The organism is Streptomyces sp. NPDC006208 (assembly GCF_040613775.1).
Classification (GTDB): Bacteria; Actinomycetota; Actinomycetes; order Streptomycetales; family Streptomycetaceae; genus Streptomyces.
On record NZ_JBEXSW010000010.1, the window covers coordinates 39,614 to 53,029 of the forward strand.

A 13,416-nucleotide genomic window follows, 5' to 3' on the forward strand; every position below is an offset into this window, starting at 1 on the left:
TGACTCCCTTGGCCGTTGGCCTCCTTCGGCCGCCTTTCACCCTACGACGAACGCCTCCCTCCGGAACCGACGCTCCCCCCCGGTTTCCGAAACGGGCCCTAGCTCCTGGAGGTCCGCAGCGCCGCCTCCATGACCGCGCGTGCGATCGGCGCCGCGCTGCCGCCCCCGCTGATGTCCGCACGGTTCACGGAGGTGTCCTCGACGACCACCGCCACCGCGACCGCCGCCTGCGGCGCCCCGTGCGCCTGCGCCCATGAGATGAACCAGGCGTACGGCGTACCGGAGTTGCCCACGCCGTGCTGGGCCGTGCCGGTCTTGCCGCCCACCGTGGCGCCCTTGATCGCGGCGTTGCTGCCGGTGCCCTCCTCGACGACCCGCACCATCAGCCGCTGCAGCTGGTGCGCGGTCGCCGGGTACATCGCCTGCCGGTACGGCCGCCGGCCGTAGTGGGCGATCGTGTCGCCGTCCGACCTCGTCACCCGTTCCACCAGATAGGGGTACTTGAGATGCCCGCCGCCCGCGACCGCCGCGGACACCATCGCCATCTGCAGCGGCGTCGCCGTCGTGTCGAACTGCCCGATCGACGACAGCGCCAGCTGGTCGTCGCTCATGTCCGTGTCGAAGTTCGACGGGGACACCGGCGACGGAATCCTCAGGGTCCGGTCGTTGAAGCCGAACCCGCCGACCGCCTTCAGCATCCCGGCCAGTCCGATCTTCACCCCGAGATGCGCCATCACCGTGTTGCACGACCACTGGATCGCGTACGCGAGCGAGGCGTCGCGGCAACGGTCCGCCTCGTTGGGGAGCCTGGTGCGCGTGCCGGGCAGGATGTACGGATCGGGCGCACCGGTCGGCGTGTCCACATGGTCGACGACTCCCGCGTCCAGTGCCGCGGCGGCTGTCACGATCTTGAACGTCGAGCCCGGCGGATACGTCTGCCGGATCGCCCGGTTGAGCATCGGCTGACTCATGAGCCGGTTCAACCGCTCCCAGGCGCCCGTGACCTCTTCCCCGGTGCCCGACAGCACCCCGGGGTCGTACGACGGGCTGCTCACCAGCGCCAGGATCCGGCCCGTGCCCGGCTCGATCGCCGCGACCGCGCCCCGCCGGCCGCCGAGCCCGTCGTACGCCGCCTTCTGCATGGAGGCCCTGATGGTGGTGACCACATGGCCGGCATGCGGCCGGAAGCGGGTCAGGTCGTGCAGCAGCGGCAGCGGTGCGAGCAGGTCGCTGGTACCGGCGAGGGTGTCGTCCTCGGCATCTTCGACCATGCTGGTGCCGTAGGTCTGTGAGGCGTACCCGGTGACCGGCGCGTACATCGGGCCGTGGACATAGGTGCGCTCGTAGCGCAGTTGCTGCCCGCTGTCCCGAGATCCGGTGACCGGCTTCCCGTCCACCAGGATGTTGCCGCGCGGTTCGGCGTAACGGGCAATGGCGAGGCGCCGGTTGGCGGGGTTGCTGTCGAGGCGGTCGGACTGGATGATCTGCACCCGCGCGGCATTGACCAGCAGGGCGACGAGCAGCAGCAGACAGAACACCGCGGCGTGCCGGATGCAGCGGATCACCGTCCGGCCTCCATGGATTCGGCGACGACACCCGGCTCGACCGGTGCGCGCTCGGGCGTGCGGGCCGAGTCGCTGACCTTGATCAGCAGTGCGACGATGACCCAGTTGGTGACGACGGACGAACCGCCCTGGGCGAGGAACGGCATCGCCATGCCGGTGAGCGGGATCAGGCCCGTCACCCCGCCGGCGATGACGAAGACCTGAATCGCGACGATCGAGGCCAGGCCGACGGCGAGCAGCCGCCCGAACGGGTCACGCAGGGCGAGCCCCGCCCGGTAGCCGCGCTCCACCAGCAGCGCGTACAGCAGGACGATGGCCATCAGACCCACCAGACCCAGTTCTTCACCCGCGGTGGCGAGGATGAAGTCGGATTTGGCGGCGAAGCCGATCAGGACCGAGTGCCCACGACCCAGTCCGGTGCCGAGCATGCCGCCGGAGGCGAACGCGAACAGCGACTGGGCGAGCTGGTTGGGCCCCTGTCCCGCCTCGATGGTCGCGAAGGGGTGCAGCCAGTCCTCGACCCGGCCGTGGACATGGGGCTCGAGGGAGCCGACGGCGAATGCCCCCGCCGCGGCGAGCACCAGTCCGACGGCGATCCAGCCGGTCCGGCCGGTCGCGACGTACAGCATGATGACGAACAGTCCGAAGAAGAGCAGCGACGAGCCGAGGTCCCGCTCCACCACCAGCACGCCCACGCTGACCGCCCAGACCGCCAGCACGGGACCGAGTACGCGGCCGGTGGGCAGCTGGAGCCTGCTGATGATTCTGCGGCCCGTGCAGGCGAGCGCGTTGCTGTTGGCGGCCAGATACGCGGCGAAGAAGACCGCGAGCAGGATCTTCGCGAACTCGCCCGGCTGGAAGGACAGTCCGCCGACGCGGATCCAGATCTTCGCGCCGTTCACGGCCGGGAAGAAGATCGGCATGGTCAGCAGGGCCAGGGCGGCGGTGACCGAGACATACGCGTACCGCTGCAGCACCCGGTGGTCGCTCAGGGCGATCACGGCCGCGGTGAACAGCGCGACCCCGAGCGCCGACCACACCAGCTGGGTCGGCGCGGCCCGGACGCCGGGAGTCTCCAGGTCGAGCCGGTAGATCAGCACCAGGCCGATGCCGTTGAGCAGCACCGCGATGGGCAGCAGCAGCGGGTCGGCGTAGGGGGCGCGGAAGCGTACGGCGAGATGGGCGAGGAGTGCGAGGACCCCCAGGCCGGCACCGTAGGCCACGGCGTCGGGTGGCACGGCCCCGCTGCGTGCGAGACCGACGCCGATGTAGCCGTACACGGAGATGAGGACGGCGCAGACCAGGAGCGAGAGTTCGACGCCCCGGCGCCTGGTGAGGCATGGCTCGGGCGGGGGAGTGTCCGCCGTGGGTGCGGTCATGCCACGCAAAGTAGCTCAATCTGCCTGCGAATCGGACGAATCGCACCCCCGATTGCCGTCTGGCATCTCATCGAATCCCGTGAACAGTACGTACTCCGGCAGCGTGACCCGGGCAACGGCGCCGCCCTCCGGATCGTTCAGGAACCGCAGTTCCGCCCCGATGACCGCCGACTGCCCCACGGCGATGGTCAGTCCGAGACCGTGCCCCTTGCTGCCGCCCTCGGTCCGGAACCGCTGCGGCCCGTGCTCCACCAGATAGTCCGGATAGCCCGCACCATGGTCACGGACCGTCACCACCGGGCCGTCCACGACCAGCTCCACCGGCCGTCGCCCGTGCCGGTGCGCATTGGACACGAGATTGCCGAGCACCCGCTCCAGCCGCCGCCGGTCGGTCTCGACACTGGCGGCGCGCACCACCCGGACCTCGGTGTCCGTCCCGGAGGCCCGCACCACTCGCTCTGCCAGCTCCGGCAGCTCGTGCACCGCCAGATCGACTCTCTCGCTGCCGGCGTCCAGCCGGGAGATCTCCAGCAGATCCTCGGTCAGCGACCGCATCGTCCGCACCCGGTCGCGTACGAGCTCCGCAGGGCGCCCCTCCGGCAGCAGTTCGGCGGCCGCGCTCAGGCCGGTCAGCGGAGTACGCAGCTCATGCGCAACGTCGGCGGTGAACCGCTGCTCGCTCAGCAGCTTGCCCTGAAGGGTCGAGGCCATGGTGTCCAGGGCGGCGGAGACCGTGGCCACCTCGTCCTGCGGGCGTGAGGGGTCCTTGGTACGCGGGTCGTTGACGCGGGCGTCCAGATCGCCGGCGCTGATCCGCCGCGCGACCTGGGCGGTCAGATGCAGACGGCGCGTGACCCGGGTGACCGCGACGACGCCTACCAGCAGCGTCAGGCCGATGGCGAGTGCCGAGGAACCAAGGATCGCCCGGTCGAGATTGCTGATGGTGTTCGCAGCGAGGCTGTAGTCGACGCGTACGGAAATCGCCCGCCCGTCCGCGGGCCCGGCAGCCCACATGGTGGGGCGGCCGTCGAACCGGGTGACCATCGTGCCGCGCCGGCCGGCCGCGGCGAGCTCGCGCAGCGATGCGGGCAGGCCCCGCGGATCGAGGCCCGCGTGCGGGGGCACGGGATCGCCCGCCTCGTAGGCCCGGGTCACCTCGTCGAGCTGCTCCAGCGCCTTCTCCCGTGCCTGCTCCACGGTCTGACGGGTCACCGACACATGCACCAGGGCACCGAGGAGGGCCGCGAGGGCACAGCACATCACGGCGATGAAGACCGCGGCCTTCCAGGTGAGTGTCGCGGTCCAGCGCGGCAGCCGGAGCCACGGGGGTCGCCTCACGGCGTACCGCCCGCCGACCCGCCGCCCGCTCCCGCCCGCGGGACGGGCGCGGCACCGGGGTCGTACACCGCAGCCGGGCCGTGGGCCGCGGGGGAGCCGGAAGGCCCCGGCGGCGCGGTGTCCGGTGCGGGTGTGCGCCGAGTGGCCACCCGCACGATCTCGTCGCGCGTGGGCAGCATGGCCCGCTGCCGCTCGTCCCAGGACCAGGCGGTCCGGTACTCGTACCCGGGGATCCCGGCCGAGACCGACCGCATGATCACATCACGTCCCGCCAGCTCCACGCTGACCAGCTGGTCGGACGTGGCCATGATCCGGGTCAGGCCGCCTCTGTCAGGCATGTAGCAGCGCACCGCCGTCTGCTGCTCCGGCATGCGCAGGCCGACGATCAGCTCGTCCTGGCCGTCGCCGGTCAGATCGCGGTAGTACGGCTGGAGTACCGGGCACGCAGCCGGCTTCTGCCGGCACTGCCCGAGCTGTTCGACGGTCTTCTCGTAGATCTTGACCGGACCGGTGAGCTGGTCCGGGTGAGCGGCGGCGTCCTTCCGGACGACGGTGACGGGATCGAGCGCACGGACGCCGCCGTCCGGCACCGTGATGCCGGGGATGGACTCGGTGTCGCTCTCGCCGTAGTCGAACGGAGGCGCGGTGACCGGCGGCAGTCCGGGCCAGAGCCGCACCGGTCCGATCGCTGTCGGGGTCGCGCCCGCGCTCTTGAGCCCACCCTCGTCGCCGCAGCCGGCCAGTGCGCCGGCCGCGGCCGCCGTCAGCAGCGCCGCGCACATCAGGCGGTGCGTGGTCGAGCTCAAGGTTCTCCTTGCGGCGGGCCATGGCCCGATGGTGCGAGGGTGTTCGTCCCGTCCACCTTATTCGCGCAGGTGTCCCCCGTGCCGTGCGGCGGAAGCTGTCCGGGTCACCGCTGGTACGGCTGCTGATGTCCCGGCTGCTGCACCTGGCTGTACGACTGACCGCCCGCGTTCTGGACCTGGAGCTGCTGCGCCTGCTCCGCGGTGATCTTCTGCTCCGCACCGCAGAAGGTGCACTGAGTCAGGTACTTCGTCGAGATCGGGAACAGCGGCACGAAGAACAGCGTGAACTTGGTGACGCGCTTCCTGAGCGTGTGCGCGGACGGATTGCCGCAGTGGCCGCACACCAGCGTCAGTATCGCGAGCTGGTACAGGTAGCCCTTGGTGCCGAAGATGATCACGCCGTCGGTCCCTCTCTGTTCACCGCCTGCCGGCACAGGTCCAGCAGCGTCTCGTCGGTAAAGATGTCATGGCTGCCCGATCCGGTGTCCATCGCGTTGTGGCGCCGTACGGACAGCAGCTCGCCGACCACCAGCCGCTGTGCTCCGGCCGGCCCCTCCATTGTCAGCTCCGCGAGGCACTTCGCAGTGGCTACCCGGCTGTGCGGCAGCTCCTTCCAGGCCGAGCGCAGCACCGGCCAGGACTGCCCCGGGTCCCCGGTCACCCGCCACAGCGCCACCGCCGCCTCCACCCGGGTCACCGGCTGTTCCGACCGCAGCAGCCTGCGCAGCAGCGGCGCCGCAGAGGCACCCGCCGCGCCCAGCGACCCGGCGACGCCGGCGGCCGAGCGCCTGGCCTCCTCGTCGCCCGAGGCCAGCACCGTGCGCAGTACCGGGAGCACCTCGTCGGCCTCGCCCTGAATGGCCCACAGGGCCGCCGCGGTCCGGGCGGTGAGTGCGGGCGTGAAGACGGGCGAGAACGGCGAGAAATCGGCGTCGACACCCGGAGTGAAGCGCTGCCCCTGTCCCCGACCGGACCCGCTGCCGGGAGGCCGCGCACCTCCGGGACGCCCGAATCCGTGCCCGGCGGAGCCGGGTCTGCTGTCCACGTCGTACGGCTCGTTCCCGGCGCCGTCGCCCCCTGCCGCGAATCCCGCGCCGATGTCCGGGCCGGATCCCGACCCCGTTCCCAAGCCGGATCCCGCCCCGAACCCGGAGCCCGGTTCGCTCCCGAACCCGGCCCCCGCCCCTGCCGCGGGGCCGAATCCCGTCCCCGGACCGAACCCCGGGTCGAACAGGGCCCCGAACCGGGAACCAACCCCCGGCCAGGAACCGGAACCGGCGCCGAACCCGGATCCGGGGCTGACGATCCTGGAGCGGGGCCCCGGCAGATGACCCGCATGGCGCACATACCCCCGCAGTTCGGGCAGCGCCTCCGCCGCGTCCGGCCCGAACGCCGTCAGCGTCCGCAGCGCCGACTCGATGACCCGCTCCCGCCGCACGCTCGGCGCCCCTCGCAGCAGTCGCAGCACAGCTGCCACGACCTCCGGCGCAGCCTTGGGTAACGATGTGGCGGCCCGCAGCGCCGACAGCCCGTGCAGCAGCGGCTGCGCCCGCTCGAACAGCCGGCCGTCGAGCTCCAGACGGGCGAGCCTGTCGCACAGCGCCGGCGCGAGCACCGCGCCGGCCGCTCCCAGGTGGCCGAGCACATCCCCGAGGTCCCGCGGCAGTTCGGCGCGCTCCAGGATCCGCGCCAGGACCGGCACCACGCGTGCGTCCCCGGTCCTGGCCAGCGCGGTGACCGCGCTGCCGAGGGTGGGCGGGCCGCCGGGCCACTCCCGCACCCACGCGCCCGGATCGGCGGCCACCCGCTCCGCCAGTGCGTCGGCGGCGGGCTCCGCCAGACCGAACAGCTCCTCCAGCGCACAGGCGGCCGCACCGGCGAGCCGCGGTTCGGGGTCGGCGAGCTGCTCGCCGATCAGCGTCACCAGCTCATCGAAAGCGCCCCGCCAGGTCCGCAGCAGGGCGCTGCTCATCCGTACGGCATCGAGCCGCTGGCCCCAGTCCGGGCTGCACAACTGGTCGGCCAGCAGGGCGATCCGGTCGTCCACGCGATCCCCGAGACCGCAGTGGAGCGTACGCAGCAGGTCCGCCGCCCAGGGCGCGCCGCGGCCGGCCGGCTCCGCCTCGCGGCTCCCCCGCAGCTGCCCCGTCGGCGTGGGCAGCGCGGTCGGCCCGGCGGCGGTCTCCCCGGGAGCGGGCGGCACCGGGTCCGCCCGCAGCTGGCGCAACAGTGCCGTGACCGCGCTGACGAGATTGACCGGCAGCGCGCCCGGCGCGCACCGCGCCAGCTGGGCGAGCGCGGCGAGCCGCAGCCCGGGGCCGTACGCCGTCGCGGTCAGTCCGGTCAGCCACTGCACGACCTCGGGCGTCAGACACTTGTGCCGCAGCGCGATGCGTCCGGCGGCCTCGACGTACGCGAAGCGCACCTCGGCGTCGGGCTCGACCGTGAGCCGTTCCCGAAGCAGCCGCAGCACCCGCACCGGATCGCTGTGCAGACTGGCGAGCGCGAGCGGCGCGGCGAGGCGGACCCCGCGCTCGTCGGCCCCGGCGACCTCGATGAACACATCCGCGCCCGCGGTCACCGCCGACGCCGCCATCGCGTAGTTCGCGGCGTTCTCGAACTCCTCGTCGTCCGGGTCGAGTTCGTCGTCACCGTCCAGATCGATGCCGCCGATGCTGGTCAGCAGCTCGATGACGGCCCCGCGGTCCTGCACCGCCGGATCGGTGACAAGTTCCAGCAGGAACGGGATGCAGGCGAGTGTGGAGTCGTACACGTCTCCCTGGTGGTGCACCGCCCCGTACATCTGGTCGAGCGCGGCCTCGCGCTCCTCGGGGTCCGCGGACGCGAGCCCGCGCAGCAGCGCCGGCACGTCGTCGGCCGGGCCGTAGGCATGTTCCAATGAGGCCCAGTCGACCTCGTCGATCCCCCCGAACACGCTCGTCCCCCTCCCAACAGCCTTGGTTTCTGGGGAGAGTGTGCACCAACGCCCCGACATCGTGTCCGGTAACGAGGGGTTACAGCCAACGGCGCTCTGCGTCCTTCGGTTCCCGGTCCGTTGCCCCCGGTGCCAGGGGCTGGTCCCATGGTCGAAGGACCGTGTGCAGGGGGTGGCGGCATGCAGGGACTGCGGGTGACTCCCGCGTGAGAGCCGGGCCGGGACCGGCTGTACGTCACCCTCCCGAGCGGCCGCACGCTCGCCTGGTACGACCCGGCGAGCGGTCGCGTCAGTCTGGTCGTCGAGGGGTGCGGGGACGAGGTGCCGGCGGCCCTGGCACCCTTTGTGACCGGCGACGTCACCCTCGGACCGCCGCCTGTGCCGACCGCCGCCCACCTTGCGCGCCTGGCCCTCCATCCGGGCGACGACCTCGCCCCAACCGTCCCGGCGAGGCCCTGCACGCCGAGCCGCGACCCGCTCCCCGGGGCCGGTGTGGGCCGGCCCGGCACCCGCCACCGCGGGCCGGGCGTACGGCGGCTGCGGGCGGATCCGCGACGCGCCCGACTCGCCGCACAGCAACGGCTGGGCGGCGAGCTGGACCGGCTGGAGGCGATCGGCCGGCGCGTGGTGCACGCAGTGCCACGCGCCGGGCGCCGACCACATCGATCACCTGGCGATGGGCCCCGGCGGGGTGTTCGCCGTTCACGCCCTCGCGGCCTCCCGGCAACGGGTCCTGATCGCCGACCCGCAGGTCAGGACCGGTCGTGCTGTGCCGAGCCCGTGTCTGCGCCTGGCCCGCCGCCGGGCCGAACGCGCCGCGCACGCGCTCGCCGTGGCGGTGCTGCCGGTGCTGGCGGTGGTCGGCGCCGAGCGCCTGGAGATCCGGCCCGTACCGCCGCAGGACGTCCGGATCCTGCGGGACGGGGAGGTGCCCGCACTCGCCCGGCTCGGCGGCGTGTCGGGGCCCGCGGACATCGACGGCCTCTACGCGACGGCCCGCGACCGCCGGACCTGGTTGCGGGGCCGAACGCGTCGGCGGTCAGCGGAGGTTGTCGCCCCAGCCGCTCTGCAGCATGGTCTGGAACGCCCACTTCCCGTCCCGCCGGATCAGGATGTCGGCGTACCGCAGGTGCTGGGTGTGTCCGTCCATGGTCATGGTCGAGTCGGTGAACACCACGGCCATGGCGGAGGAGAGGAAGACCGGCGTCCGGGTCGACTCGAAGGTGATGTCGTCGCTGCCGCCGCCCATCACCTGGGTCATGGTCGCCACGAACTGTTCCCGGTCCCACTGGGCCGATGCTCCGTTGCCCGCCGAGTCGTCGCTGACGAGGTTGAGCGGGAAGACGGCCAGATCCGCCATGCGCTCGACGTCACGCTTGGCGCTGTGTGCGTCGTAGGAGGCGAACCACTCCTGGATGCTCGTCAGTTCCTCGGCGGTCGGCGTGTATCCGGTGTCGGGCAGAAACGTCACACTGTCTCCTCGCTCGTCTCATCAAACTTGACTACTTGCCAGTCGTCGTGAAGATACCCCGGACGAGGCAGGCTAATCAAATTTGATTAATTGTCCCGTCGTCATCGATGCCACCGCCGACGTCGTCGTCACCGGAGTCATCGTCATGGTCATCGCCGGCGTCGAGGTCGCCGGTCAGTCGCAGCCTGAGCACCGTGGTGACCGTGTGCCGCGTCGTACCCAGCTCCACCTCGGCCGTCGGCCCGGGCTCCACACACTCGTACGCGACCTCGCCCACCCCGGTCGCGATCGCCGTACCGTGCCGGCCGGTCGCCCGCCCGGCCAGCGCCGCTGCCGCCTGCGCGCGCACGCCCGGCGTCAGCACGCTCGACACCACCGGTGTGTCGTCGTCGGGCAGTACGAGCACCAGCGCGGCAGGCCGCGTCGCCCTGCCCGTGAAGCCGACGACCACGGCATCACGCGTATGGGTGTGCCGCAGCTTCCGCCAGGCGCGTACGCCGCCGCGGTACGTCCCATCCAGCCGTTTGACCACCAGCCCCTCGATGCCCAACGCGGGCAGCGTCTCGAACCAGGTGGCCGCCTCCGCGGCGTCCAGCGTCATGGGCACCGGCTGCAGAGGCGGCCCGAGCGCGGCGGTCAGCGCGACCAGCCGCTCGCGCCGCTTCTCGTACGCGAGCGCCCGCAGATCCTTCTCGGCCTCGGCCAGCAGATCGAAAGCGGCGTACGAGGCGGGCATCCGGCGTGCGAGACCCGGCGCCCGCCCGGGTGTGGCGGACGCCCGCTTCTGCACCGCCGCGAAGTCCGTACGCCCGTCCCGCCACACCACCACCTCCCCGTCGAGCACCGTGCCGTCCGGCAACTGCCGTGCGGCGTCGGCGAGATCGGGGAACGCGGCCGTGATGATCCGGCCCGAGCGCGCCTGCAGCAGCACCTCCCCGCCGATCCGGAAGACCACCACACGGTGGCCGTCGAACTTCGGCTCGTACGCCAGCCCCGCTCCGCGCGGCAGCACGCTCACGGACTCGGCGAGCGCGACCTTCAGCGGCGGCCGGGGCGCGCTCATGGCAGGTGCCCGGCCCGGTCGGGATCGATGAGCGGATCGAGCAGGTCCCCGTAGTCCTGGAGGCGCGGTGCGATGTCGCCCATCAGGAAGGAGAGCTCCCTGCCCGACTCGACCTCCTGCCAGGTCACCGGTGCGGACACGGTCGGCTCGGGGCGGGCGCGCAGGGTGTAGGGGGCAGCGGTCGTCTTCGCTGCGGCGTTCTGGCTGTGGTCGACGAACACCTTCCCGGGCCGCAGCGCCCTGGCCATCCGGTGCAGCACCAGCTTCGGCAGCGCCGCCTCGCCCTCGACCGCCAGGGCCTTCGCGTACTCCGAGACCTTCCGGGAGGGCGTGGGCGCCAGCGGCACGAGCAGATGCAGACCCTTGGAGCCCGAGGTCTTCACATATGCCTCCAGGCCGTCGGCCGCCAGCCGCTCGCGCAGCCACAGCGCCACCTCGCAGCACTGGGCGACGCCTGCGGGCGGGCCGGGGTCGAGGTCGAAGACCATACGGTCGGCGACGGCCGGCGCGTCGGACCGCCACTGCGGCGTATGGAACTCCACCACCAGATTGGCCGCCCAGATCAGGGACGGCAGATCCTGTACGACGACCTGGTGGGCGTTCACATCCTCCGAACGCGGCACCAGGGCCGTGTCCACCCAGTCGGGGGTTCCCGGTGGCGGGTTCTTGGTGAAGAACAGCTGCCCGTCGGGGCCGTCCGGGTACCGCAGGAACGACAGCGGGCGATGGTGCAGATGAGGGAGGATCGCCTCCGCCGCGGTGGCGTAGTAGTGCACGATCTCGCCCTTCGTGGTGCCCGTGGCGGGGTGGATCACCTTCTCCAGATTGGTGAGCGCCAGGCGCCGCCCCTCCACCTCCGTGATCGGCGTCATAGGATGAGAATCCCATGAAAAGCGGATGAAAGGGATGGAACGTGCGATCCATTTGGAACGGCGCGATCTCCTTCGGTCTGGTCAGCATCCCGATCAAGCTCGTCAACGCCACCGAGAGCCGCTCCGTCTCCTTCCGCCAGATCCACTCGGCCGACGGAGGCCGGATCCGCTACCGCAAGGTCTGCGAGCTGGAGGAGAAGGAGGTCGGTGCCGCGGAGATCGGCAAGGCCTACGAGGATGCCGACGGCACCCTGATCCCGATCACGGACGAGGACCTCGCCACACTGCCGCTGCCGACGGCGAAGACGATCGAGATCGTCGCCTTCGTCCCCGCATCGGAGATCGACCCGCTCCAGATCGACACCGCGTACTACCTCTCCGCCAACGGGGTCCCGGCCGCCAAGCCGTACACCCTGCTGCGGGAGGCCCTCAAGCGCAGCCAGAAGGTCGCCATCGCCAAATTCGCCCTCCGGGGGCGCGAGCGGCTCGGCATGCTGCGCGTCGTCGACGATGTGATCGCCATGCACGGCCTGCTGTGGCCGGACGAGATCCGCGAACCGGAGGGCGTGGCGCCGCAGACCGAGGTCACCGTGCGCGAGGCCGAACTCGACCTGGCCGACGCCTTGATGGCCACCCTCGGCGAGGTGGAACTCGACTCGCTGCACGACGACTACCGCGAAGCGGTCGAGGAGATGATCGCCGCGAAGGTCGAGGGCGGCGTCACGGTGCCGGAGGCTCCTCCCGAGGAGGGCCGTGGCAAGGTGATCGACCTGATGGCCGCACTGGAGAGCAGTGTGCGCGCGGCGAAGGAGGCGCGCGGCGAAGAGGGCGACGTCGCGAAGGTCACGCAGCTCAAGGGCCGGTCCGCCCCGAAGGCGCCGGAAGCGAAGAAGTCGACGGCCACGACCGCGAAGAAGACGGCGGCGAAGAAGACGGCGGCGACCAAGTCCACGGCGAAGACGGCGAAGAAGACCGCGGCGAAGAAGACGGCGGGCGCGAAGACCGCGGCCAAGTCGACCGCCAAGTCCACGACCGCCAAGTCCACGGCGAAGAAGGCGACCCCGCGCAAGCGCCGCTCGGCATGACCGGTGCCCGGGCGGGGGTCCGGGCCGCCGTGAAGCCGCCCGCGCGAAGGGCTGGGCGGTGGCGCGAAGCTGCCGCACGAGGGGGTGTGGGGGCACCGGCCCACGATCTCGGGTACCTCCCACGGCCGCCAGGCCGTAGGGGGCGGAGTGGGGGAGGAGCTCCGCGCAGCGGCCCCCGCCCGCAGCGCCGCCCGACAGGCACTGCCCTGCGCCGCCCGCCGCACACGCCCGGGCCCGGAGCGGTCGCCCCGCCCGACTCGCACGCCCCCGGACCGGCCGCCCTCTTACGCGTCGCGGCGCAGCAGCGTGTCCATCATCGACTCCAGGTATGCGTCGCGCTCCGCCCCCGCCGGCAGCGTCTGCGGCACCGCGTGCGTGAGCTGGGTGTGTCCGAGATAGCTCGTGTACGCCAGCAGCCCCCGCTGGCGCGCCGCCTCGGGCGGGAAGCCGAGCTCCTCGAAGAGCTGTGCCACGTACCGGACCCGACGCTCCGTCACCCGCCGTAGTGTGGCAGCGACTTGAGGGTGCGCCGCAGTGGCGAGCAGGGACACCTCGAGCGGATCGTCGGCGGCCGACGCGGTCGCCTCGTGGAAGAGCATGCGCAGCCGCGTCTCGGGGTCCGGCTCGGCCTCCAGCGCCGTGATGATCTCCTCGGTGCAGAGCTCCTCCCAGCGGAGCAATGCGGCCTCGATCAGCGCCTCCCGGTTGGCGAAATGCCAGTAGAAGCTGCCCTTGGTGGTGCCGAGCCGGGCGGCGAGGGGCTCCACGGCGACGGCGGCGAGCCCGCGCTCCGCCATGGCGGCGAGCGCCGCGTCTGCCCAGTCGCCGGCGGTGAGCCGCTTGCGTTCCCGGCTCTTCTGCCGCCCTGGGGCCTTCGGTTGCACCATGCCCATACGCTACCG

General features: G+C 72.1%; 11 protein-coding genes and 1 pseudogene. 2 read left to right on the plus strand and 10 right to left on the minus strand.

The window, feature by feature from the left end; all coding sequences use genetic code 11:
• Positions 1 to 98 precede the first annotated feature (98 nt).
• From ABZ208_RS10160 to ABZ208_RS10185, 6 genes are all read right to left on the minus strand, one after another.
• A complete protein-coding gene (locus tag ABZ208_RS10160) occupies positions 99 to 1,565 on the minus strand; it encodes a penicillin-binding transpeptidase domain-containing protein (RefSeq protein WP_356909056.1) in 1,467 nt (488 codons plus the stop codon).
• On the minus strand, positions 1,562 to 2,944 hold the full coding sequence (locus ABZ208_RS10165) for an FtsW/RodA/SpoVE family cell cycle protein (protein WP_356909057.1): 1,383 nt from the start codon (positions 2,942 to 2,944) through the stop codon (positions 1,562 to 1,564). Before ABZ208_RS10165 ends, ABZ208_RS10160 begins: the two co-directional genes overlap by 4 nt.
• Positions 2,945 to 2,959: 15 nt before the next feature.
• Positions 2,960 to 4,282 carry a HAMP domain-containing sensor histidine kinase gene (locus ABZ208_RS10170; protein ID WP_356909058.1) on the minus strand — a complete coding sequence of 441 codons (1,323 nt, stop codon included), beginning with the start codon at positions 4,280 to 4,282 and terminating at the stop codon, positions 2,960 to 2,962.
• Positions 4,279 to 5,064, minus strand: a complete 786-nt coding sequence (locus ABZ208_RS10175) for a hypothetical protein (RefSeq protein ID WP_356909167.1) — start codon at positions 5,062 to 5,064, stop codon at positions 4,279 to 4,281. The genes ABZ208_RS10170 and ABZ208_RS10175 overlap by 4 nt, the downstream gene beginning before the upstream one ends.
• 128 nt (positions 5,065 to 5,192) lie before the next feature.
• A complete protein-coding gene (locus tag ABZ208_RS10180; protein WP_356909059.1) occupies positions 5,193 to 5,486 on the minus strand; it encodes a zinc-ribbon domain-containing protein in 294 nt (97 codons plus the stop codon).
• On the minus strand, positions 5,483 to 8,023 hold the full coding sequence (locus ABZ208_RS10185; RefSeq protein WP_356909060.1) for a hypothetical protein: 2,541 nt from the start codon (positions 8,021 to 8,023) through the stop codon (positions 5,483 to 5,485). The genes ABZ208_RS10180 and ABZ208_RS10185 overlap by 4 nt, the downstream gene beginning before the upstream one ends.
• 228 nt (positions 8,024 to 8,251) lie before the next feature.
• Between ABZ208_RS10185 and ABZ208_RS10190 the strand changes: the two are divergent.
• Positions 8,252 to 9,044 (plus strand): annotated as a pseudogene (locus tag ABZ208_RS10190) (NERD domain-containing protein); the annotation flags it as partial.
• 18 nt (positions 9,045 to 9,062) lie between these two features.
• Here the strand turns inward: ABZ208_RS10190 and ABZ208_RS10195 are convergent.
• The 3 genes from ABZ208_RS10195 to ligD all read right to left on the minus strand — a co-directional run bounded on the left by ABZ208_RS10195 (position 9,063) and on the right by ligD (position 11,429).
• Positions 9,063 to 9,494, minus strand: coding sequence for a DUF4440 domain-containing protein (locus ABZ208_RS10195; RefSeq protein WP_356909061.1), 432 nt, complete (start codon positions 9,492 to 9,494; stop codon positions 9,063 to 9,065).
• Between the two features lie 76 nt (positions 9,495 to 9,570).
• Positions 9,571 to 10,557: an ATP-dependent DNA ligase gene (locus ABZ208_RS10200; RefSeq protein WP_356909062.1), complete on the minus strand. Its 987-nt coding sequence runs from the start codon at positions 10,555 to 10,557 to the stop codon at positions 9,571 to 9,573.
• The gene (gene ligD, locus ABZ208_RS10205) at positions 10,554 to 11,429 is read right to left on the minus strand and encodes a non-homologous end-joining DNA ligase (RefSeq protein WP_356909063.1); all 876 of its coding nucleotides are present in this window, start codon (positions 11,427 to 11,429) and stop codon (positions 10,554 to 10,556) included. Before ligD ends, ABZ208_RS10200 begins: the two co-directional genes overlap by 4 nt.
• 41 nt (positions 11,430 to 11,470) lie before the next feature.
• Between ligD and ABZ208_RS10210 the strand changes: the two genes are divergently transcribed.
• Positions 11,471 to 12,514 (plus strand): Ku protein, encoded by a 1,044-nt coding sequence (locus tag ABZ208_RS10210; protein ID WP_356909064.1) that lies wholly within the window; start codon positions 11,471 to 11,473, stop codon positions 12,512 to 12,514.
• A 284-nt stretch (positions 12,515 to 12,798) separates the two neighbouring features.
• On the opposite strand, the gene ABZ208_RS10215 is transcribed toward ABZ208_RS10210, so the two are convergent.
• On the minus strand, positions 12,799 to 13,407 hold the full coding sequence (locus ABZ208_RS10215; RefSeq protein WP_356909065.1) for a TetR/AcrR family transcriptional regulator: 609 nt from the start codon (positions 13,405 to 13,407) through the stop codon (positions 12,799 to 12,801).
• Between the last annotated feature and the right edge of the window lie 9 nt (positions 13,408 to 13,416).